Source organism: Nocardioides cynanchi (assembly GCF_008761635.1).
Classification (GTDB): Bacteria; Actinomycetota; Actinomycetes; order Propionibacteriales; family Nocardioidaceae; genus Nocardioides; species Nocardioides cynanchi.
Map to the genome: position 1 here is coordinate 3553741 of NZ_CP044344.1, position 22047 is coordinate 3575787.

General features: G+C 72.4%; 22 protein-coding genes and 1 riboswitch. Of the genes, 9 read left to right on the top strand and 13 right to left on the bottom strand.

The window, feature by feature from the left end; genetic code table 11:
- Positions 1-2 precede the first annotated feature (2 nt).
- On the bottom strand, positions 3-1049 hold the full coding sequence (locus tag E3N83_RS17225; RefSeq protein WP_151084370.1) for a calcium-binding protein: 1047 nt from the start codon (positions 1047-1049) through the stop codon (positions 3-5).
- 183 nt (positions 1050-1232) lie between these two features.
- Positions 1233-1363, top strand: a riboswitch (SAM riboswitch).
- Between the two features lie 11 nt (positions 1364-1374).
- Here E3N83_RS17225 and thrC point away from each other — a divergent pair.
- The 3 genes from thrC (at position 1375) to E3N83_RS17240 (ending at position 3922) form a co-directional block, all read left to right on the top strand.
- Entirely contained in the window at positions 1375-2673 is a 1299-nt protein-coding gene (thrC, locus tag E3N83_RS17230; protein ID WP_475441531.1) for a threonine synthase, read from the top strand.
- Positions 2674-2771: 98 nt separating this feature from the next.
- Positions 2772-3050: a MoaD/ThiS family protein gene (locus E3N83_RS17235; RefSeq protein WP_151084372.1), complete on the top strand. Its 279-nt coding sequence runs from the start codon at positions 2772-2774 to the stop codon at positions 3048-3050.
- Positions 3051-3118: 68 nt separating this feature from the next.
- The gene (locus E3N83_RS17240) at positions 3119-3922 is read left to right on the top strand and encodes a lipase family alpha/beta hydrolase (RefSeq protein WP_151084373.1); all 804 of its coding nucleotides are present in this window, start codon (positions 3119-3121) and stop codon (positions 3920-3922) included.
- 4 nt (positions 3923-3926) lie between these two features.
- Here the strand turns inward: E3N83_RS17240 and E3N83_RS17245 are convergent, their stop codons facing one another.
- The 5 genes from E3N83_RS17245 to E3N83_RS17265 are packed head-to-tail and all read right to left on the bottom strand — an operon-like array spanning position 3927 to position 10454.
- On the bottom strand, positions 3927-4733 hold the full coding sequence (locus E3N83_RS17245) for an ABC transporter permease (RefSeq protein WP_238342960.1): 807 nt from the start codon (positions 4731-4733) through the stop codon (positions 3927-3929).
- 5 nt (positions 4734-4738) lie between these two features.
- On the bottom strand, positions 4739-5647 hold the full coding sequence (locus tag E3N83_RS17250; protein WP_151084375.1) for an ABC transporter ATP-binding protein: 909 nt from the start codon (positions 5645-5647) through the stop codon (positions 4739-4741).
- Positions 5644-6759: a hypothetical protein gene (locus E3N83_RS17255; protein WP_151084376.1), complete on the bottom strand. Its 1116-nt coding sequence runs from the start codon at positions 6757-6759 to the stop codon at positions 5644-5646. Before E3N83_RS17255 ends, E3N83_RS17250 begins: the two co-directional genes overlap by 4 nt.
- Positions 6760-6817: 58 nt before the next feature.
- On the bottom strand, positions 6818-8635 hold the full coding sequence (locus E3N83_RS17260) for an ATP-binding cassette domain-containing protein (RefSeq protein ID WP_238342961.1): 1818 nt from the start codon (positions 8633-8635) through the stop codon (positions 6818-6820).
- Positions 8625-10454 (bottom strand): ABC transporter ATP-binding protein, encoded by a 1830-nt coding sequence (locus E3N83_RS17265; protein ID WP_238342962.1) that lies wholly within the window; start codon positions 10452-10454, stop codon positions 8625-8627. Before E3N83_RS17265 ends, E3N83_RS17260 begins: the two co-directional genes overlap by 11 nt.
- A 95-nt stretch (positions 10455-10549) precedes the next feature.
- On the opposite strand from E3N83_RS17265, the gene E3N83_RS17270 reads away from it, so the two are divergent.
- A complete protein-coding gene (locus tag E3N83_RS17270; protein WP_151084377.1) occupies positions 10550-11053 on the top strand; it encodes a SigE family RNA polymerase sigma factor in 504 nt (167 codons plus the stop codon).
- Positions 11053-12297 (top strand): hypothetical protein, encoded by a 1245-nt coding sequence (locus E3N83_RS17275; protein ID WP_151084378.1) that lies wholly within the window; start codon positions 11053-11055, stop codon positions 12295-12297. Before E3N83_RS17270 ends, E3N83_RS17275 begins: the two co-directional genes overlap by 1 nt.
- Here E3N83_RS17275 and E3N83_RS17280 read toward each other — a convergent pair.
- From E3N83_RS17280 to E3N83_RS17310, 7 genes are all read right to left on the bottom strand, one after another.
- Entirely contained in the window at positions 12294-12740 is a 447-nt protein-coding gene (locus tag E3N83_RS17280; RefSeq protein WP_151084379.1) for a YdeI/OmpD-associated family protein, read from the bottom strand. The genes E3N83_RS17275 and E3N83_RS17280 overlap by 4 nt on opposite strands.
- A gap of 104 nt (positions 12741-12844) precedes the next feature.
- Entirely contained in the window at positions 12845-14086 is a 1242-nt protein-coding gene (locus E3N83_RS17285) for an RNA polymerase sigma factor (protein WP_151084380.1), read from the bottom strand.
- Positions 14061-14432 carry a YciI family protein gene (locus E3N83_RS17290; protein ID WP_151084381.1) on the bottom strand — a complete coding sequence of 124 codons (372 nt, stop codon included), beginning with the start codon at positions 14430-14432 and terminating at the stop codon, positions 14061-14063. Before E3N83_RS17290 ends, E3N83_RS17285 begins: the two co-directional genes overlap by 26 nt.
- An 83-nt stretch (positions 14433-14515) precedes the next feature.
- The gene (locus E3N83_RS17295) at positions 14516-14875 is read right to left on the bottom strand and encodes a YciI family protein (RefSeq protein WP_151084382.1); all 360 of its coding nucleotides are present in this window, start codon (positions 14873-14875) and stop codon (positions 14516-14518) included.
- A gap of 73 nt (positions 14876-14948) precedes the next feature.
- Entirely contained in the window at positions 14949-15974 is a 1026-nt protein-coding gene (gene tdh / locus E3N83_RS17300) for an L-threonine 3-dehydrogenase (protein WP_151084383.1), read from the bottom strand.
- Positions 15971-17161 carry a glycine C-acetyltransferase gene (locus tag E3N83_RS17305; protein ID WP_151084384.1) on the bottom strand — a complete coding sequence of 397 codons (1191 nt, stop codon included), beginning with the start codon at positions 17159-17161 and terminating at the stop codon, positions 15971-15973. The genes tdh and E3N83_RS17305 overlap by 4 nt, the downstream gene beginning before the upstream one ends.
- Positions 17162-17171: 10 nt before the next feature.
- Complete coding sequence (locus E3N83_RS17310) at positions 17172-17837, bottom strand: pyridoxamine 5'-phosphate oxidase family protein (protein ID WP_202879260.1); 666 nt, start codon at positions 17835-17837, stop codon at positions 17172-17174.
- Between the two features lie 237 nt (positions 17838-18074).
- Here E3N83_RS17310 and groL point away from each other — a divergent pair, with 237 nt between their 5' ends.
- From groL to E3N83_RS17330, 4 genes are all read left to right on the top strand, one after another.
- Complete coding sequence (gene groL / locus E3N83_RS17315) at positions 18075-19706, top strand: chaperonin GroEL (RefSeq protein WP_151084385.1); 1632 nt, start codon at positions 18075-18077, stop codon at positions 19704-19706.
- A 101-nt stretch (positions 19707-19807) separates the two neighbouring features.
- Positions 19808-20614 carry an HNH endonuclease family protein gene (locus tag E3N83_RS17320; protein WP_151084386.1) on the top strand — a complete coding sequence of 269 codons (807 nt, stop codon included), beginning with the start codon at positions 19808-19810 and terminating at the stop codon, positions 20612-20614.
- Between the two features lie 33 nt (positions 20615-20647).
- Positions 20648-21145: a GNAT family N-acetyltransferase gene (locus tag E3N83_RS17325; protein ID WP_238342963.1), complete on the top strand. Its 498-nt coding sequence runs from the start codon at positions 20648-20650 to the stop codon at positions 21143-21145.
- A complete protein-coding gene (locus E3N83_RS17330) occupies positions 21142-22002 on the top strand; it encodes a DMT family transporter (protein ID WP_151084387.1) in 861 nt (286 codons plus the stop codon). The genes E3N83_RS17325 and E3N83_RS17330 overlap by 4 nt, the downstream gene beginning before the upstream one ends.
- Positions 22003-22047 lie beyond the last annotated feature (45 nt).

Here is a 22047-nt window from a genome sequence, read left to right on the forward strand (position 1 = left end):
GCTCAGGGCGTGAGCGTCTCGCACGCGAACGGTTCCTCGATCGAGACGCAGCGATCGGTCCCGTTGCTGCCGTTGCCGGCGTCGTGGCCCGGGCCGCCGTCCAGCAGGTCGTTGCCGTCGTTCCCGGTCAGCTGGTCGTCGCCACCCCTGCCGAAGAGGCGCAGCGGGGGTACGACGCCCCCGGAGAAGAGCACGGAGAGCGCGTTGTCCTGGGCGTTCCCGATCAGCGTGTAGGCGCGGGCGACGTGCGGCTGGTGCGGGAGCGTGAGGTCGTCGATCTCGGCGTCGCCGAAGCTGCGGAACCGCATCCGGGCGGTGCCGGTGCGGACGAGCCCGGTCGCGAGGTCGACCACGAGGCGGCGGTACGGCGTGTGCCTGGTCCGGGGGAGCCGCGGGACCAGCAGGAGGAGGTCGTGACCGGGCCCGCCGCGCAGGTCCTGGGCGTGGCGCACCGTGCCCTCGAGGCTGACGTCGTCGCGGCCGGGGCCACCGTGGAGATGGGCCGGACCCTTCCTGGCCACCGCGTCGAGGCTGTCGTTGCCCGGTCCGCCGAGGATCGTGCAGCCGCAGCGCCTCACCCGGATCCCGTCCAGGCCCCTCCCGCCGCGCACCACGCTCGGCCCGGTCACCCGGATCTCGTCGTTGCCGCGACGGCCGACGTACGTGCCGCCCCTGACGTGGTCGATCATGAAGTCGTCGCCGGCGCCCCCGACGAGGGTGTCCCGGCCCGGGCCGCGGTGCTCGAAGTCGAGGCCGCTGCCGCCGAGGACCAGGTCGGCACCCGGCCCGGCGCGCAGGTGGTCCTTGCCGGCGCCACCGCAGATCAGGTCGGCGCCGCCGAGGCCACGGACCCAGTCGTTGCCGCCGAGCCCGGCGATGACGTCGGGCCCCGGCGTCCCGTGGATCACGTCGCGAGCCGGCGTGCCCACGATCGTCGCCACCCGGCCGCCGCAGGTGGGTGCGGTCACCTGGGCGGTGGCCGGGGCGGTGAGCCACGCCGTACCCAGGGACACGGCGGCGGCAGCGGCGACGATGGTATGGAAGCGCATGGTTCCTCCTCGGACTGGAGAGGTCGTACAGGAGAGGACGCCGCAACCCGCGGCGAGATACGTGACCCGGCGTGAGCCTCACGACCCCGGGCGAGTCGATGCGAATCTCGATATTCGAGACGTCTGTCCAACATGTAGACACGCGGTAGGTCGGGCGGCGTGACCGCTCCTACTCTGGAGGCTCGCTCATCGAGAGGGACTGAGGGAACGGCCCGTCGAAGTCCCGGCAACCGCCGCACGTCAGCGTCGTACGACGTGTGGAACCAGGTGCCAATTCCGTCCTGCGGCGAGGGTCGCCGCGGGGAAGATGAGAAGGAGGAGATCTGTGAGCACCCTGGTCACCGAGACCACCACCCAGTCCGGGGCCCGCGCCGCAACCGGGACCACCCACCGGAAGGGCGCGTTCGGCAGCGCCCGGGCTCTGTCCTGCCGCGAGTGCGGCCACGAGCTGGCGCTCGGCCCGCACTACGCGTGTCCGGAGTGCTTCGGCCCGCTCGAGATCGCCTACGACTTCGGCACGGTGACCCGCGCCCAGATCGAGGCCGGGCCCCGCAACATCTGGCGCTACCAGCCGCTGCTGCCGGTGCCGACCGACATCGCGCAGAGCCCCAACATGGAGCCCGGCTACACCCGGCTCCTGCGGGCCGGCAACCTCGGCCGCGAGCTCGGCATCGACACCCTCTGGGTCAAGGACGACAGCACCAACCCCACCAACTCCTTCAAGGACCGCGTGGTCGCCTGTGCGCTCAGTGCAGCCCGCGAGTTCGGTTCCAAGGTCTTCGCCTGCCCCTCGACCGGCAACCTCGCCAACGCCGTCGCCGCCGCGGGCGCCCGCGCCGGGATCAAGACGGTCGTCTTCATCCCCGCGGACCTCGAGAAGCCCAAGCAGGTCAACTCGGCGGTCTACACCGAGAACCTGGTCGCGGTGAACGGCACCTACGACGACGTCAACCGCCTGGCCTCCGAGATCGCGGGCGAGGAGGAGGGCTGGGCGTTCGTCAACGTCAACGTCCGACCGTTCTACGCCGAGGGGTCCAAGACCCTCGGCTACGAGATCGCCGAGCAGCTCGGCTGGCGGCTGCCGGACCAGATCGTCATCCCGGTCGCCTCCGGCTCCCAGCTGACCAAGGTGCATAAGGCCTTCCAGGAGCTGATCGCGCTCGGCCTGGTCGAGGACAAGCCCTACCGCGTGTACGGCGCCCAGGCCGCCGGCTGCTCGCCGGTCTCGGTCGCCTACAAGTCGGGCGCCGACGTCATCCGCCCGGTCAAGCCGGACACGATCGCCAAGAGCCTGGCCATCGGCAACCCGGCCGACGGGGTCTATGTGCTCGACATCTGCCGCGAGACCGGCGGCGCCGTGGAGGACGTCACCGACGACGAGGTCCGCGCCGGGATCGTGCTCCTGGCCAGGACCGAGGGCATCTTCACCGAGACGGCCGGCGGCACCACGGTGGCGGTCCTCAAGAAGCTGGTCGAGACCGGTCTGCTCGACCCGACGCTGGAGACCGTGGTGATCAACACCGGACACGGCCTGAAGACGCTCGACGCCGTCGGCGACGCTGTCGGGCCCGCGGCGACCATCGACCCGTCGTACGCTGCCTTCGTCGCCACCGGCATCGCCTGACCGCCCCGATTCCCGAGATAGTCCGTGACGAAACGCAGGATTTTCGAGCCGAAACACCTGCTGATCGTCACGGACTATCCCGCCAAGGAGGAGAACCCATGAGTGTGTCCGTACGCATCCCGACCATCCTGCGCACCTACACCGGAGGGGAGTCCGAGGTGTCCGCCGACGGCGCGACCCTGACCGAGGTGCTCGACAGCCTGGACAGCAGCTACTCCGGGATCAAGGGCCGGATCATCGACGAGAAGGGCGAGCTGCGCCGCTTCGTCAACGTGTACGTCGGCAACGACGACGTCCGCTTCCTCGACAACCTCGCGACGCCCACCCCGGACGGCACCCAGATCTCGGTGATCCCGGCCGTCGCCGGCGGCTGCTAGGGGTTGACGACCTCGCAGTTGGTCGGTCGCTCGCGAACCCGGTTTCCCCGGGCAGGGAGACTGGGCACGTGCTCGACTCCCTGGCCCCGGCCCGCCGCCGGCTCTTCCTCGGTGTCGGGGGAGTGGTCGCGGCGGCGCTGCTGGTGGGGGGCGTCGCCTTCGGCGTCTCGGCCGTGCACGGCGGCCACACCGTCACACCGGTGAGCCAGGACGCGCAGCCGCCGGTGCTGATCGTGCCCGGGTACGGCGGGGGGACCGGCGGCCTGGAGACCCTCGCCGCCGCGTTGAGGGCGCACGGCCGGGACGCCACGATCGTGCAGCTGGCCGGCGACGGGACCGGTGACCTCGAGACCCAGGCGGCCGTGCTGCAGCGGGCCGTGCAGACCGCCCTGGGTCGCGGGGCGCCGTCGGTCGACATCGTCGGCTACTCCGCCGGAGGCGTCACCGCCCGCCTCTGGTTCCGGGCGTACGACGGCGGGTCGGTCGCCCGGCGCATCGTCACCCTCGGCTCGCCCCAGCACGGCACCGACCTGGCCGCGCTGGCGAGCGACCTCGCCCCCGACTCCTGCCCGGTCGCCTGCCAGCAGCTGGCCACCGACAGCGACCTGATCCGGTCGCTGGACTCCGGCGACGAGACCCCGCCGGGCCCGGCCTGGGTCTCGATCTGGACCACCGACGACCGGATCTCGACGCCACCGCAGACCGCCTCCCTGGACGGCGCGCTCGACCTGACCGTGCAGTCGGTGTGTCCCGGCCGGTCGGTCACCCACGGGCAGCTCCCCGAGGACCCCGCCGTGGTCGCGATGGTGCTGGCCGAGCTGGCCCGCACCCCGCCCGTCGTACCCCCCTCGTCGGTGTGCGCCGCCGCCTGACGGATCAGTCGGTGATGTCCTTGGTCACGAAGTTGGCCCACGCGGCACCCAGGAACACCACGACGTAGCCGACCTGCAGCAGCACGCCGTGCACCACGTCGTGCCACAGGATGGGGTCGCGGAACAGGTCGACGAACGCCAGCCAGTAGCGGGTCACCAGGTAGGGCCGCAGGCCGTGCGCGGCGTCCAGGGTGAGCAGCAGGCTCGAGCCGATCAGCAGCGCGAGCGTGCCCATCGCCGCCGCCAGGGGCGAGCGCACCAGGGTCGAGAGGAACAGCGCGACGGCAGCGACGCCCAGCATCGAGAGCAGCGCGTAGGCCAGGGCCAACCCGGTCCGCTCGACCAGCTGCGGGGTCGTCAGCTGGGTGCCCGAGAAGGTCGTCGTGGCCGCCCCGACGTCCTGGTGTCCGAGCAGGACCACGCCCAGGACGTACGCCGTGACCGCGACCACGAGCAGTGTGAGCAGCACGAAGGCCATCACCGACACCAGCTTGGCGACGAGCAGCCGGGTCCGCCCGACCGGCCGGATCAGCAGGTAGCGAAGGGTTCCTTGTTGGGCCTCGCCGGCGATGGTCTCGCCGGCGGTGATCGCCACCGCCGCCGGCAGGAACAGCGGCAGGATGATCGCGATCGCAGCCAGGGGGAAGAGCGACCCGTCGGCCAGCACCGCGGACAGGAACGCCGGCCCGGTGCCGGGCCGGGGGCCGAGGTCGGTGACCGAGAGCAGCACCGCGACCAGCGACGGCAGGAAGTCGATGATCGCGATGGTCACCCAGGTCCGCCGGCTGCGCAGCATCTTGCGCAGCTCCACGCCGATCATGGGCGTGCCACCCGGTCCGAGCCTGCCTGCGTCGCCTCGAGCACGACGTCCTCGAGGGTACGGCGCTCGGGTGCGAGCAGCTCGACCCGGACGCCGCCCCCCACGAGCAGGGCGTTGAGGGCAGCGGCGTCCGGGTGCCGGATCAGCAGCCGTTCGGCGTCCGCGTGCTCGACCTGGCCGTCCAGCAGCGCGCGGGCGCGACCCACGTCGAGGGTGCGCACCTCGAGCCGGCCGGTGGGCTGCTGGAGCAGGTCGAGCCGCTCCTGCACCACGAGCCGGCCCCGGTCCAGCACGCCGACCCGGTCGCAGAGCTGCTCGACCTCGGCCAGCAGGTGCGAGGAGAGGAACACGGTCGTGCCACGGTCGTTCAGGCCGAGCAGGAGGTCGCGGATCTCGCGGATCCCCTGGGGATCGAGACCGTTCGTCGGCTCGTCGAGCACCAGCAGCCGCGGGGTGCGGAGCAGGGCAGCGGCCAGGCCGAGCCGCTGCCGCATCCCGAGCGAGTAGGTGCGGACGGGTCGGCCGTCGACGCCGCCGAGGCCCACGGCGTCGAGCGCGTCGTCGATGCGTCCGGCCCGCGAGGCCCGCAGACCCTTCGGCCCGATCGCGTCGACGAGGGCCAGGTTGGCCCGGCCCGAGATCCCCGGGTAGGCCGCGGGTCCTTCGACGAGGGCACCCACCTGGGGCAGCACCTCGCCCGCGTCGGCCGGCATCTGCCGGCCCAGCAGCTCGATCTCGCCCGAGGTCGCCAGCACCAGTCCGAGCAGCATCCGCACGGTCGTGGTCTTGCCCGAGCCGTTGGGTCCGAGGAAGCCGTAGACGTCTCCCTCGGCGACGTCCAGGTCGAGGTCGTCGACGGCGAGCACCGCGCCGTACCTCTTGGTCAGCCCCCGGGTCCTGATCATCGGAACTGTGCTCCTGTCGCGAGGTCGGCGGCGGCCCGGAGCAGGGTCTGGTCGGTGACGGTGCCGGTGACCAGCCAGGCGAAGGTCTGGCCCTCCGGCGAGTCGACGCCCACCTCGACGGGCTGGTGGGTGGTCAGGAGGTAGACGCCGAGCGGACCGACCCGCAGCAGCGGCGTTCCGTGGACGAGGGTGGCGCCGTTGGCCTTCAGCTGGTCGGCGAGGTCGCCGGCGTCCCGGGCCTGCAGGGGCAGCGCCATCAGCTGGGTCAGGCCGGTGCCGTAGATCCCGACGGCCCCCTGTGACTGCGGTGACTTGGCCAGCCCGGCCACCTCCGCGGGTGGCAGGAACGGGGCGAACTGGTTGGCGGCGTCGGCGATGTCGAGTACGTCGTCGACGCTCTGGTGCACGCCCGGCGCCGGATGGAACACCGTCGCCGACGGGGCCGGGGTGTGCAGGCTGACGCTGGTGAACGTCGTGCTGAGCGCCGGCTGCGAGCCGGTGCCGTAGGCGTCGAGGGCCAGCACCGCCCCGGTCGCCGGGTCGGCCCACAGATCGACGTGGTCGATGCTGGTGCGCGGGTCGGCGGGGGTCACGCGGAGCCCGACCGTGTCGATGCCGGCGACCCGCCGCGGTGGCAGCCGGCTCACGTCGGCTGGGGTCGCGGCGAGCAGAGCGCGAGCGGCGAGCGGCCCCGGCAGCAGGTCGGCGTCGCGGGGTAGCCGGATCGGGGGGTCGACGCTGGTGCGTGCCTCGGCCCGCTCGTAGTCCCACTCGATGGTGGCCCTGCCGTGGTGGAAGAGGTCCACCTCACCGGTGTCCAGCAGCCGGTCCACACGCCAGTCCTGCCCGCCGCGCCACCAGACCCGCAGCCTGGTGCTGCCGCCGAGCAGGTCGGCGATGTCGGTGAAGTGGTCCGAGATCGGCAGCCCGAGGCGACCGCGGGTCTCGACGGTGCCGGAGTACGCCGTACCCTCGCCGGCGCGCACCAGGGCCAGCACCTGCTCGGCCGAGAGGGCGCGGTCCGGCACCGGCCACGCACGCACGCCGGCCGGAACGATGACGGCCAGGGCGCACGCGGCGACGACGAGACCCCAGCGGTGGACGGCCCGCATGCCCCGAACCTACGTCGGTGGGCGGCGTTCGGTTCGGTCCGGCGGTTTCTGGGACGCCTCAGGCGTACGAGCCGGCCTGGATCGCGTAGAGCTCGGCGTAGGTGCCGCCGCGGGCCATCAGCTCGGCGTGGCTGCCGACCTCGGCGACGCGGGCACCGTCGAGGACCACGATCAGATCGGCCATCCGGACCGTCGAGAAGCGGTGGGAGACGAGTACGGTGACCCGACCGTTGGCGGCGGCCTCGCGGGCACCGACGGCGAATCGCTCGAAGAGGGCGTGCTCGGTCTCCGCGTCGAGGGCGGCCGTCGGCTCGTCGAGCATCAGCAGCACCGGCTCGGGCCGCATGTAGCCGCGGGCCAGCGCGAGCTTCTGCCACTGCCCGAAGCTCACGTCGACGCCGTCGTCCCACGACGGCCCGAGCTGGGTGTCGAGCCCGTCGCGCAGGTCGTCGACCACCGTGCTCGCTCCGGCGCGGTCGACCGCCGAGCCCACGGCTTCCCGGTCGTCGCGGCGGGGCTCGTCGCCCAGACCGACCGTTGTCGCGGCGACGAACTCCAGGCGGGCGAAGTCCTGGAAGGCACCCGAGAGCCGCTCCCGCCACTGGGTGACGTCCATCCGGCCGATGTCGACGCCGTCGGCGGTCACCCGCCCCGACGTGGGGTGGTACATCCGGGCCAGCAGCTTGACCAGGGTCGACTTGCCGGCGCCGTTCTCGCCGACGACCGCGACGACGCTGCCGGCGGGGAGCAGGAGGTCGACGTCCTCGAGCACCGTTCTCGTCGTACCGGGGTAGACGAACGAGACGCCCTCGAAGGCGATGCCCTGCTCCAGCCGGTCGGGTGCCGGCTGGTCGGTGCGGGAGTTCTGGCCGGCGGCGAAGTCCTCGAGCCAGGCCAGGCGCTGGGCGGAGTCGAGCCAGATGCCACGCAGGAAGCCGAGCTCGCCGACCGCCGAGCCGACGTACGCCGAGAGCCGGCCGCCCGCGGTCAGCACCAGCACCACGGAGCCCGGGCTCGCGTCGAGGCCGGTCGCCACCCAGGCCACGGCGGCCACGAACGCCAGCCCGAAGAGGGTCCAGGCCGCGGCGGTCCAGGCGGCGGTGGCCAGCTGGGTGGCGCGCACCAGCGCGAAGAACCGGCCCCACGCCTCGCGGCGCCGGACGACGAGATCGTGCTGGTTGCCGGTGACCCGGAGCTCCTTGCCCGGTGGCGCCGTGGTGGCGAGCTGGAACAGGTGCCGGCCGAGCCGGGCGTCGGAGGCGACCCGCTCCTCGGCGCGCTTCTCGACCTTCGGCCGCCAGGCCGCCACCAGCAGCAGGGGTACGGCGGCGGGCAGGAGGAGCAGCAGCGCGGGATGGATCGCGGCCAGGAGGACCGAGACGAAGACAAGCCGGACCAGCCAGCCGACCAGGGTGAACATCGACCCGAAGAGATGGTCGAGCGCGAACACCCCGGTGCGGAGCACGGCGATCCGGTCGAGGTAGGCCGGTCGCTCGTGGTGCTCGACGGTGGCGACCTCGGCCTGCAGTCGCGCGACATGGCCCTGGAACATGATGTTGAGCCGGTCGCCGAGCCGGCGGATGGTGCGGGTCAGGGTCACCTGGAGCGCCCACATCAAGGTCGCCGACGCGGCCAGCCCCAGGGCGCCGACCAGCAGCCTGGTCCGGTCGTGGTGGACCACCCCGTCGGTGACCAGGGCCAGCCAGAGTGCGACCAGGGCGTCGGGCAGGGCCTGCAGCAGGGTCATCGCCAGCGACGCGACGAGCAGCCGGGGCTCGGCGCGGTAGCCCAGCTTCACCACCCGGATCATCGACGGGACCGCGGCCGGCATCGGACCGGCGGCGTCCTCGGGCCGGCTGCCTGCGTCAGAGGACATCGTGGACGACCTCCTCCCCGTGCTCGTCGACCTCGACGAAACGGCTGGCCTGGAGGTCGTACATCGTGCGGTAGCGGCCGCCCAGCGCCATCAGCTCCTCGTGGCTGCCCAGCTCGAGGGCCCGGCCGTGCTCGACCACGCAGATCAGCTGGGCCTGGCGCACCGTGGAGAAGCGGTGGGACACCAGGATCGTGGTGGTCTGGGACGTCGCGTCCAGCACCCGTCGGAAGATCTCGGACTCACCGCGTACGTCGAGCATCGCCGTCGGCTCGTCGAGGAGCACCACGTCGGCACCGGCGTCGACCTTGGCGATCGCCCGGGCCAGCGCGACCCGCTGCCACTGACCGCCGGACAGCTCCACCCCGCCGGGGTAGCCCTTGGCCATCGGGGCGTCGAGCTCGGCCAGACCGAGGGCACCGGCCCGAGCGAGGGCGCTCTCGACCACGGCGCGGTCGCCCCCGAGCGGCGAGACGTTGTCGGCGAGGGACAGCTCGTAGCGGACGAAGTCCTGGAAGACGGCGGCCACCTCGCTCCGCCAGGCCGCCAGGTCGAGGTCGCGCAGGTCGGTGCCGTCGATCTCGATCGAGCCGGAGTCGGGGTCGTAGAGCCGGCACAGCAGCTTGGCGATGGTGGTCTTGCCGGCGCCGTTCTGCCCGACGATGGCCAGCGAGACCCCCGCCGGGATGGTGAGGTCGAAGCCCTCGAGCACCGGCCTGCTGCCGGTCGGGTAGGTGAAGGTGACGTCTCGGAACCGGATCTCGGGGGAGCGCCCGGACCGTGCCGGTGCCGCTCCTCCCGCGGCGAGCGCACCGGATCGGGCCATCTCCGGCTCGAGCGCGAGGATCGCCAGCACCGGCGCTGCGGCCCCGTCGAGGGCCCAGCTCAGGCCGCCGAACGCGATCGAGCTCGCGCCGAACGCCGCTCCCGCATAGGTCACGACGGCCTGGAGCCCCAGCCGCCCGTCGTACCCCCGCTGGGCGAGCAGCCAGAACAGCAGCGTGTTGGCGGCGAGCACGATCACCAGGGCGCCGGCCAACGACCGCTCGCGCAGCCGGGTGGCGTCGTACTGGAGGTCGTGCAGGCGCAGCCGGTGGGCGGTGAACCGTTCGAGCAGCCAGGGCGAGAGCCCGAACAGCCGCACCTCCTTGGCCGCGGCGGGCTCGGTCGCCAGGTCGTAGGCGTACGACGTGTGGCGGCGCGCGGTCTTGACCTCGTCGGTGTTGCGGTCCCGCCAGACGCCGCTCTCCCGCAGCAGCCAGTGGGTGGCGCCCCACGCTGCGAGGAGCAGCACCGGAGCCCACCAGGCGAAGCCGACCAGCACGATCGCGGACACGATGCCTCCGAGGAGCAGCACCAGCCCCTGGGCGATGAAGTCCATGTTGAGGAACATCGGCGGAGCGGTCCAGCCGAGGTCGAAGTCGCGCGCGGTGGTCAGGTCGTTGGTGAGGTCGCCGCGCTCGAGGTGGCCGATGCCGTCGGGACCCAGGGTCGCCGCCATCAGCCGGTCGTTGAGCACGCTGCTGAACCGGTAGCCGGCCAGCGCCCCGACCACCTGGTGCAGGGGCGGCCCGACCTGGGAGAGGACGAACGCGACGGCGAACCCGACCAGCGGAGCGGTGAGGTCGCCGCCGGACTCGACCCGCCCGACCAGCAGGCCGGTGGCGATCGCCAGAGCCGCAGGCACCAGCGACCGGACCGCGAGCAGGGCCCACCACGCGGAGGCCAGCCCCGGCACCGACCTGGTCAGGGTGACGAAGAAGCGCGCGGCCGGACGTCGGGCGACGGCGGCCGGGCCGAACCGAGAGAGTCGAGGCGCCACGCGGTCACCCTAGGTGAGACCGCGGACGCCGCCTCCAACCCTTTCGACCCGGGGTGCGTTCTGGAAGTGTGACGGCACTTCGGGGAGAGGCGGACGTGACCGAGGCCGATGAGCGCGAGGAGTTCACGCGCTGGGCGCGGGCCCGGCAACAGCACCTCCTGCGTGCCTCCCTGCTGCTCACCGGTGACCGGCAGCGGGCCGAGGACCTGGTGCAGGAGGCTCTGGCCAAGGTCGCGGCCCGGTGGAGTCGTCTGCAGACCACGAGCCCGGATGCCTACGCGCGCACCGTGATGTTCCACGACCACATCTCGTGGTGGCGCGCTCGACGCCACGAGGTGCTCACCGCGTACGACGTGGACGGCGTCGCGGAGGGCGTCGTGCCCGAGCGCCGGATCCTCCTGCTGGCCGCGCTGCGCACGCTGACCCCTCGCCAGCGGGCGGTGGTCGTGCTGCGCTACTTCGAGGACCTCACCGAGCGCCAGACAGCGGAGGTGCTCGGCGTCTCGGTCGGCACCGTGAAGAGCCAGACCCACCTGTCCCTGCGCCGCCTGCGCGAGGCCGCGCCCGAGCTCGCCGAGTTCCTGCACGAGGAGTCGTGATGACCGACCACCAGCTGCGTGACCTGCTGCACGAGTCCGTCGCGGACGCGGCCATGCCCGACGTCGCCGACCGGGCCTGGGAGGCAGGCGGGCGTCGGCGCCGTCGTCGTGCCGCCTCCGCGGTGGGCGGCGTGGTCTCGGTCGTCCTCGTGGTCGGTGGCCTCGCCTGGGCGGTCGACCACCGCGAAGGGAACCGCTCGGCGGCGCCGACCCAGTCGACGAAGCCGACCCGGTCGACGAAGCCGACCCAGAGCGGCGCGCCGTACACCGGAAGGAACCAGCCGGACGGGTCGTACCGCGGCACGTCGGTGTGGTGGGCGCCGAGCGTCGGGCAGGAGAGCTCGCTGCCGTACACGGCGACCCCGCTCCCGACGACGATCGATCTCGCCTCTCCCGACAGCGGGCTGGTCGGTGACCCGGTCTCGCGCGCGCTGGCGGCGTTCGCGGTGACGAGGGCCGACGGGTCGCTGTACTCGATCCGGGTCCTCGGTGCGGACGGCCTGCTCCGGGGCGTCGATCTCGGGACCGCCCCGGACGGACCCGCCCAGGTCCAGCCGATGCGCGACCCGGAGGGGAACCTGCGGATCCGCGCGGGGGAGTCGATGCTATCGCCGTCGGGGGAGTACCTGATGTTCCCGCAGGACGGCTCGATCCGTGTCTTCCGGTTGAAGGGTCAGCAGTGGTCGACGATCGACACCGGTTCCCACAGCACCTGGGACGCCACGTGGACGCCTGACGACGACATCGTGCTCTGGGACCCGGCGCGGCCGGACGCGCATCCTCCCGTGTACGACGTGCGCGGCAGGCCGGTGACGCGGGCGGGTGCGACCGACGACCTGAACCCGAGGTGGGACAGCGATCCCTACGGACTCCCGCGTCGCTCAGCGAGCGGCTCGCTGGCTCAGAGCTACACGTCCGGCGCCGACGTCCCCCAGCCGCCCTCGCTGGGTCTCTCACCGGGGCAGTCGGACTGGATCGGGATCGCCTCCGCTCCGGACGCGATCCTCGTGCTGCCCCAGGAGGCCGCCCGGCAGAAGCAGTGCTGCGAGGCGGCCGGGTGGCTCGACCGGGACGTCCTGCTCTACGAGTCACGCTCCAGCGAAGGGTTCCGGCTCCTGGCCTGGCAGCAGGGGACCGGCAACTTCTGGCAGGTCTCGGATGTCGTGGGCTGGCGGCCGGGGTACCAGTCTGTGGTCGCTTCCTACGCCCGTCTCCCGGTCGTGGGGACCAGGGCCGTCTCCTAGTGGGTCTTCTTCCCCTCGCGCAGCCCGGCCACGGTCTTCTCGATCCGGGTCGCGCGGGTCTCGGGCTTCTTCGCCTCCTCGACCCAGCGCACCCACTCCTTGCGGTGGGAGTAGGACAGGGCGTCGTACGCCGTACGCGCCGCGTCGTCCATCGCCGCCGCGAGGTCGTCGGGCAGCGTGACCTCGCGGGGTGAGGTGTCGAGGGCGATCTCGACCGAGACGTCGTGCCCGGCCGCCAGCCCGGCTGCCTCACGGTGCTCGGCGCTCAGGGGCACCAGGAACCGGTCACCCATCCGCACCGCGGTGGTCCGGTAGGTGTACCCGTTGACCGTGATCGTCACCGCTGGTCGCCGGCTGTCGCCCAGTGCGGCGACCACCTCGTCCGGCACCGGGATCCCGGTCGCAGTCTTCCCGCCCAGCTCGACGGTGCTCTCGAACCTCATCCCCCGATCCTGCCAGCTGCACGGAACAGATAGTCCGTGACGTTCCGCAGGTGATCCGGCTCGATCGACCTGCGTTTCGTCACGGACTATCGCGGGGAGGAACTTCAACCCAGGGTGGCGAGCCGGGCCTCGAGGTGGGCGCGCTCGGCGTCGTTGTCGCACAGGGCCACGGCTCGGGCCAGCTCGACGCCGGCCTCGTCGACCCGGCCGACCCGGGCGAGCAGCTCGCCGCGGACGCCGGGCAGCCGGTGCCCGACCAGCTCGACCCTGTCGAGAGCCCGGAGGCCGGCGAGCGGGCCGTCCGCCTCGGCCACGGCGACGGCGCGGTTGAGCCGGACCACGGGGGAGTCCGCGAGCGCCACCAGCTCGTCGTACCGCGCGACGATGCGAGGCCAGTCGGTCGCGTCGGGGTGGGGGGCGATGGCGTGCTCGGCGGCGATCAGCGCCTGGAGGAGGTACGGCGTGCCCGGCCCGGTGACGTGCGGGGTGAGCACCGCCAGCGCCTCGGTGATCTCCTCGTTATGCCATCGGGCACGGTCCTGCTCGGGCAGCAGGACCAGCCGCCCGTCGTCGACCCGGGCGTCGCGGCGTGAGTGCTGCAGCAGCATCAGGGCGAGCAGGCCATCCAGGTCGGCGCGTCCGGGGAGCAGCTCGCGCAGCACCCGCCCGAGCCGGACGCCCTCGCCGGCGAGCTCGGGTCGCACCAGCGCGGCCCCCGACGGTGGGGCGTAGCCGGCCGTGAACGCGAGGTAGGCGACGTCGGCGGCCCGGTCGACGCGGCGCTGGAGCTCGGCACCGGTCGGCACCGCGAACGTCGCCTCGGCCAGGCTCTTGCGCGAGCGCGTCAGCCGGGCGGCCATGGTCGGGGTGGAGACCAGGAACAGCCGCGCGATGTCGGCGGTGCTGATGCCGAGCACGAGGCGGAGGGTCAGCGCCGCGGCGTTCTCGCGGGACAGCGAGGGGTGGGCGCACAGCAGCACCAGCCGGAGGCGCTCGTCGCGCACCGGTTCGCCGCTGTCGGCCATCACCCGCTGCGCCTCCTCCTGCAGATCGGCCTCGACGGCGAGCCGCGGCATCGCTCGCGCGGCCACGGCCTCCGCCCGCAGCCGGTCGAGGATCCGCCGCCGGGCAGCGGTGAGCAGCCACGCCGGCGGGTTGTCGGGTACGCCGTCGCGCGGCCAGGTGCGCGCGGCCGCCTCGAACGCGTCGCCCAGGCCGTCCTCGGCCAGGTCGAGCCGGCGGTACTGCGCGACCAGCAGCGCGGTCAGCCGGCCCCAGTGGTCGCGCCAGGCGACGTCGAGCGCCCCGGTGACCGTGGGGTCACTCCCCGTCGCGGTCGTCCTCATAGCCCTCGATCTCGATCACCGGCCGCACCTCGACGGCGTACGACGTGGGGAGCAGATGGCACAGGTCCAGGACGACGTCCTGCGACTCCGCCTCGACCAGGTAGAAGCCGCCGAGCTGCTCCACGCCCTCGGCGTACGGACCCTCGGTGACCAGCGGCTGCCCGTCCACGTGGCGCAGGGTGCGTCCCTCCGGCGCCTCGGCGAGCGCCTCCCCGGCGAGCATCGTGGCGCGCTCCGCGACGGCCTGGTGGAAGGCGGTGTGGGCGTCCATCACCACCTGCCGCTGCTCGGGGGTGGCGGCCTGCCACGTGCCTTGCTCCTCGGCCAGCAGCACCAGGTACTTCATCGCGGTTCCGTCCTCTCGTGGGCGAGTGTGTCACCTCGATGACGACCCGGCCCCGGCGGAATCGACACCTCGTGGCTCAGGGGTCACATGCCGCCGCGCTCGACGTAGGCCCGCACCTCGATGCCGCTCTCGACCGAGCTGATCCGGCCGACGCACCGGAGCAGGTCGTCGAGGTCGTCGGTGTCGATGACGTAGAAGCCGGTCAGCTGCTCGGCGGTCTCGGCGTAGGGGCCGTCGGTGACGGTCACATCGTCCAGCGTGCCGCGGACAACGTGCGCCTGGCTGCTCGGGACCAGCTCGGCGCCCTCGACGAAGGTGTGCCCGCGCTGGGCGAGGAGCTCGGCGAACTCGGCGTGGCCGGCGAAGACGCGCTCCTTCTCAGCCTGGGGCAGCGCCTCCCACGTGGACTCGTTGCCGGGGATCAGGACGACGTACTTGGCCATGGCCGTTCCTCTCGGTGGTGGTGCGAGTCTGACACCGCGATGACGCGCGAGGAACCTCCGGATCGACAGGCCGTCAGGCCCAGTCGAGGATGACCTTCCCGCACTCGCCCTGGCCGACGATCTCGAAGGCCTCGGCATAACGGTCGGCCGGGAGCCGGTGCGTGACGATGCCGCTGACGTCGAGACCGCTCTGGAGCATCGCGGCCATCTTGTACCAGGTCTCGAAGATCCGGCGGCCGTAGATCCCCTGGATCTCCAGGCCCTTGAAGATCACGTCGTTGACGTCCAGGGTCATCGGGCCGGCCGGGATGCCGAGCACCGCGATCCGGCCGCCGTGGGTCATCGCGTCGAGCATCTGGTTGAAGGCGGCCTCGGCACCGCTCATCTCCAGGCCGACGTCGAAGCCCTCGGTCATCCCCAGCGCCGCGGTGACGTCGGCGAGCTCGTCACGGCGTACGTCGACCACACGGCTCGCACCGTGCGCCTGCGCCATCGCCAGCCGGTAGGGGTTCACGTCGGTGACGACCACGTGGCGGGCGCCGATGTGGCGGACGATCGCCGCGGCGAGCACGCCGATCGGCCCGGCGCCGGTGATCAGCACGTCCTCGCCGACCACGTCGAAGCGCAGGGCGGTGTGGGTGGCGTTGCCCAGCGGGTCGAGCACGGCCGCGACGTCGTCGGAGATGTGGTCGGGGACCACGAAGACGTTCTGGGCCGGGATCACGAGGTAGTCGGCGAAGGCGCCGGGGCGGGTCACACCGACGCCGGTGTGGTGGTGGCAGAACTCGCGACGGCCGCCCTTGCAGTTGCGGCAGTGCCCGCAGGTGACGTGGCCCTCGCCGGCCACCCGCTGGCCGACCTCCAGGCCGCGCACGCCGGCACCGAGCGCGGTGATCTCGCCCATGAACTCGTGGCCGACCACCATCGGCACCGGGATCGTCGACCGCGCCCAGGCGTCCCAGTGCAGGATGTGCAGGTCGGTGCCGCAGATCGACGTCTTGCGCACGCGGATCAGCACCTCACCGTCGCCCGGCTCGGGCTGCGGCACGTCCTCGAGCCAGAGGCCGGGCTCGGCGGCGGCCTTGACCAGCGCCCTCACGTCAGGACACCCATCTCCGTGCCGACCTTGGCGAACGCCGCGACCGCGCGGTCGATGTCGTCGTCGCTGTGGGCGGCCGACATCTGGGTCCGGATCCGGGCCTTGCCCTGGGGGACGACGGGGAAGCTGAACGCGATCACGTAGACGCCTTCGGCCAGCAGCCGCTGCGCCATCTCGCCGGCGACCTTCGCGTCGCCCAGCATCACCGGGATGATCGGGTGGCCGGCACCGGCCAGGGTGAAGCCGGCGGACTCCATGCCGGTGCGGAACCTCGTCGCGTTGCGCCGGAGCTGGCGCTGGAGGTCGTTGTCGGGCGTCAGCATCTCGAGCACGTGCAGCGTGGTCGCCGCGATCGTGGGGGCCAGCGAGTTGCTGAACAGGTAGGGCCGCGAGCGCTGGCGCAGCCAGTCGACGATCTCCCGGCGGCCGCTGGTGTAGCCGCCGCTGGCGCCACCGAGCGCCTTGCCCAGGGTGCCGGTGATGATGTCGACTCGCCCCAGCACCTCGCAGTACTCCGGGGTGCCACGGCCCCCGTCACCGACGAAGCCGACCGCGTGGGAGTCGTCGACCATGACCAGCGCGTCGTACTTCTCGGCGAGATCGCAGATGGTGTGCAGGTCGGCGATCACGCCGTCCATCGAGAACACCCCGTCGGTCGCGATCAGCCGGTAACGCGCGTCGGAGGCGTCGCGCAGGTGCTGCTCGAGCTGCGCCATGTCGTTGTTGTCGTAGCGCAGGCGGCGGGCCTTGCACAGGCGGATGCCGTCGATGATCGAGGCGTGGTTGAGGGCGTCGGAGATCACGCAGTCCTGCTCGTCCAGGATGGTCTCGAAGAGGCCACCGTTGGCGTCGAAGCACGACGAGTAGAGGATCGTGTCGTCGGTGCCGAGGAAGGTGCTGATCGCGGCCTCGAGCTCGGTGTGCACGGTCTGGGTGCCGCAGATGAAGCGCACCGACGCCATTCCGTAGCCGTGGGCGTCCAGCGCCTCGTGCGCAGCCCGCACGAGCTCCGGGTGGTCGGCGAGGCCGAGGTAGTTGTTGGCGCAGAGGTTGAGCACCTCGCTGCCGTCGGCCAGCGTGATGTGGGCCGTCTGCGGCGAGGCGATCACCCGCTCGCTCTTGAACAGACCGTCGTCGCGAAGGCCGGCCGTGCGCTGGGCGAGGTCGGCGAGGAGGGCGCGTGGCATGGCCCCGACCCTAATCCGCCGGCGCCTGGTGGGGGTCGACCAGGCGGCGCACGGAGGCGGGCACGTCGATGCCCGCGGCGAGGTCGGGCGCCGGCCGCGCGGCGTCGTACGACTGGAGGAGGGGTACGACGCCGGCCCACGCCGGCCCGGCGACGTCGTCGGGGCCGTCCTCCGGCCAGCCGTCGGAAACCTTGAGCGACCAGTCGTCGATCGGCAGGGCCAGCACGAGGGTGGCGGCCAGCTCGGCCTTGGTGGGCCGGCGCACCTCGGCCACCCGGCCGGGCAGCAGCCGCTCGGTGACCAGGTCGAGCACCCGCTCCTTGTCGTCGTCGGCGACGGTCGTGCAGCGGCCGAACAGCACCGCCGAGCGGTAGTGGATCGAGGACTCGAAGGCGCTGCGAGCCACGAGCAGCCCGTCGTACGACGTCACCGCCAGCGCCGTGGGCGCTCCGGCGCCCAGCATCCGCATCCAGCGCGAGCCCGTGGAGCCGTGGGCGAGCACCCGGTCGCCGTCGCGGATGACCGCGGTCGGGATCACCACCGGCAGACCGTCCTCGGCGACCAGTCCGAAGTGGCCGACCAGGGCGGTGTCTAGGAGCCGGTCGAGGGCGGACCGGTCGGTGCTGGCGTGCTCGGGCAGCCGGGTCGGCCGGCGCGGGTCGCGGGGAGTGCTCACGGGAGCAAACTAGCGACCCGGGGGCCGGACCGAGTCGTTTGCACTCGACCCGTGCGAGTGCTAAACATGACGCTGGCACTCTCGGGCAGAGAGTGACAACACCATCGGATCCGGTGAGTTGAGGTCAGAAGCGTCGGTGGGAAGGGTCCACCGGGCAGCCTGGCCGTCCGTCGCGGGCAGCGAGCCGGCCGCCAGACGCTGGATCACGCCAATGATCACGAAGGAATCGCGGAAAATATGGCCAAGCTGATTGCTTTCAACGAGGAGGCCCGCCGCGGGCTCGAGCGAGGGATGAACCAACTCGCCGACGCGGTCAAGGTCACGCTGGGCCCCAAGGGCCGCAACGTCGTTCTCGAGAAGAAGTGGGGCGCGCCCACCATCACCAACGATGGTGTGAGCATCGCCAAGGAGATCGAGCTCGAGGACCCCTACGAGAAGATCGGTGCCGAGCTCGTCAAGGAGGTCGCCAAGAAGACCGACGACGTCGCAGGCGACGGCACCACCACGGCAACCGTGCTCGCGCAGGCGATGGTCCGCGAGGGCCTCCGCAACGTCGCGGCCGGTGCCAACCCGATGAGCATCAAGCGCGGCATCGAGAAGGCCGTCGAGGCCGTCACCGAGCAGCTGCACGCGATGTCGAAGGACGTCGAGACCAAGGAGCAGATCGCCTCGGTCGCCGCGATCTCCGCCGGTGGCGACCAGAGCGTCGGCGACATCATCGCCGAGGCGATGGACAAGGTCGGCAAGGAAGGCGTCATCACCGTCGAGGAGTCGAACACGTTCGGCATCGACCTCGAGCTGACCGAGGGCATGCGGTTCGACAAGGGCTACATCTCGGCGTACTTCGCGACCGACATGGAGCGCATGGAGGCCGTGCTCGAGGACCCCTACATCCTCGTGGCCAACCAGAAGGTCTCGTCGGTCAAGGACCTCCTGCCGATCCTCGAGAAGGTCATGCAGTCCGGCAAGCCGCTGCTGATCATCGCCGAGGACACCGACGGCGAGGCGCTGTCGACCCTGGTCGTCAACAAGATCCGCGGCACCTTCAAGTCCGTGGCCGTCAAGGCCCCGGGCTTCGGTGACCGCCGCAAGGCCATGCTCCAGGACATCGCGATCCTGACCGGTGGCCAGGTGATCTCCGAGGAGGTCGGCCTGAAGCTGGAGTCGACCGGCATCGAGCTGCTCGGCACCGCACGCAAGGTCGTCATCACCAAGGACGAGACCACCATCGTCGAGGGTGGCGGCGACTCCGCCCAGATCGAGGGTCGGGTCAACCAGATCCGCGCCGAGATCGAGAAGAGCGACTCCGACTACGACCGCGAGAAGCTGCAGGAGCGCCTGGCCAAGCTGGCCGGCGGTGTCGCGGTGATCAAGGTCGGCGCGGCCACCGAGGTCGAGCTCAAGGAGCGCAAGCACCGCATCGAGGACGCCGTTCGCGCGGCCAAGGCCTCGGTCGAGGAGGGCATCGTCGCCGGCGGCGGCGTGGCCCTGCTCCAGGCGGGTGCCCGGGCGTTCGACAAGCTCGACCTGCCCGACGACGAGGCCACGGGTGCCAACATCGTCCGGGTCGCGGTCAGCGCCCCGATCCGCCAGATCGCGCTGAACGCCGGTCTCGAGGGTGGTGTCGTCGCCGAGAAGGTCGCCGGCCTGCCCGAGGGCCACGGCCTCAACGCCGCGACCGGCGAGTACGGCGACATGCTGAAGGCCGGCGTGCCCGACCCGACCAAGGTCGTCCGCTCCGCCCTGCAGAACGCCGCCTCCATCGCGGCGCTGTTCCTGACGACCGAGGCCGTCATCGCCGACAAGCCCGAGAAGGCCGCGCCCATGGGCGGCGACCCCTCCGGCGGCATGGGTGGCATGGACTTCTGAGTCCAGCCCTCCTCGCTCCACCACGCAAGGCCCCCGCTCCGGCGGGGGCCTTGCTGTGTTCGGCCCCCACGGTCCCCGGGACGTCATACGTTGTGGTCGCCATGACGACCGATTCGTATGACGTCCGGTGGGGACGCGCCCTGGTGGCGGTCGTCGGGGCGCTGCTGGTGATCGCGTCGTCGGGGTGCGGCGCACCGCCGCGGGCTGCGACCCACCACCCGCGCCACCCCCACGCCGTACGCCGTCACGACGGGTCGCCGACACCGTCGCCGCACCACTCGGCCCCCGCGGCACCGAGCTCGCGTCCCACCCAGGTCCGGCTGACGCCCCAGACCGTGCGCACGGTGCTCGCCGAGCTCGGCCGCCTCGTGGTCCGGCCCCGGCCGCGGGGCACGCGGGGCTACGTCCGCGACGCGTTCGGCAGCGACTGGATCGACACCGACCACAACGGCTGCAACCAGCGCGACGACGTGCTGCTGCGCGACGCCGTACCCGGGAGCACCAGGGTCGAGCAGCAGGGCGCCTGCGACCACGACGTGCTGGCCGGCACCTGGCACGACCCCTACACCGGGCGGACCCTGGTCTTCACCGACCTCAAGGACCTGCGCCAGGCCGAGGCGATCCAGATCGACCACGTGGTACCACTGGCAGAAGCCTGGGTCTCCGGCGCCGCCGGCTGGACGACCGACCGGCGCGAGCTGTTCGCCAACGACCTGCACGAGCTGCTAGCGGTCGACGGCCCGACGAACATGAGCAAGGGCGACGGCGACCCCGCTGCCTGGCGGCCGCGCCAGGGCTACCAGTGCACCTACGCGCGGCGCTGGGTCGCGGTGAAGACCGCGTGGCACCTGGCCGTCGACCCGCCCGAGGTCGCCGCGCTGCGGGAGATGCTCGGCTACTGCCGCTGACCCAGACCCTGGCGCTGTGAGAGCGTGAGGGTCGTGCCGTGGACCATCGCGCCGATCACGCTCGACGACGCCGACGAGGTGGGCCGGGTCCACGTCGAGGTCTGGCGGCAGGCGTACGCCGGGCTGATGCCGGCCGACCACCTCGCCGGTCTCGACCCCGCGGCCTTCGCGTCGCACTGGCGCGACCGGCTGCTCGCCCCGGTGCCGGGCGTCGAGCACTGGCTGGCCCGGGACGAGACCGGGATCGTCGGCATCGCCACCTCCGGTCCCGGCCGCGACGAGGACCGGCCGACCCCGCTGGAGCTCTACGCGATCAACGTGCTCGCCCGGGGGCACGGCACGGGGGTGTCCGACGCCCTGCTCGCCCGCGCAGTCGGCGACCGCGCGGCGTACCTCTGGGTGCTGGAGGGCAACGACCGGGCGCTCGCCTTCTACCGTCGGCACGGGTTCGCCGACGAGGGCGGGCGCAAGCCGGAGCCGGACACCGGCACGCTGGAGATCCGGATGGCGCGGAGCGACCGCACGCCGTGAGCGGCACCGCGCTCGCGTTGGTCCTGACCGCCGCGGTGCTGCACGCGACATGGAACCTCGCCGCCAAGGGCGTGACCGGGGACCGGGTGGCGTTCATCTGGCTGTACGTCGTGACCACGGTGGTCTGCTGGGGACCGGTCGCGGTGGTCTGGGTGGTGGCCCGCGACGAGAGCCCGGACCGGTGGTGGCTGCTCGGCGCGGCGGTGACGGCGGTGCTGCACATCGGCTACCAGCTGGTCCTCCAGCGCGGCTACGCCGAGGGTGACCTCAACCTGGTCTACCCGCTCGCCCGCGGTTCGGGACCGCTGCTGACCTTCGTCGTCGCGGTCGCCCTGCTCGGCCAGCGCCCGGGACCGGTGGCCGCCCTCGGTGTGCTCGCCGTGGTCGCCGGGGTGCTGCTGATCGCGCTCGGGCGCAGCCACCACCGGGTCCGGGCCGGCGTCACCTGGGGGCTGCTCACCGGCGCGACCATCGCGTCGTACACCTTGTGGGACAGCCTCTCGGTCAACCACCTCGGCGTTCCGCCGCTGCCCTACTTCGTGCTGAGCGCCGCCCTGCAGCTGCCGTGGCTGACGGTGCTCCTCGCGAGACGGCGCGAGCCGCAGCCGCTCGACGAGGTCTGGCGGGCCACCCGCAGGCCGGTGCTCGTCGTGGGGATCCTGTCCCCTCTGGCCTACATCCTGGTGCTGCGCGCCCTGCAGCTGGCCCCGGTCGCCCTGGTCGCCCCGGCCCGCGAGAGCAGCATCGTGGTCGGCGCGCTGTTCGGCTGGCTGGTGCTTCGCGAGCCGCGGCCGGCCCGCAGGCTGGTGGGTGCCGCGATCGTGCTGGCCGGCATCGCGTTGATCGCGCTCGGCTGAGCGGGCGGCTACCCGCAGGGGTGAAAGATCCGGTCGGCGTCCGGA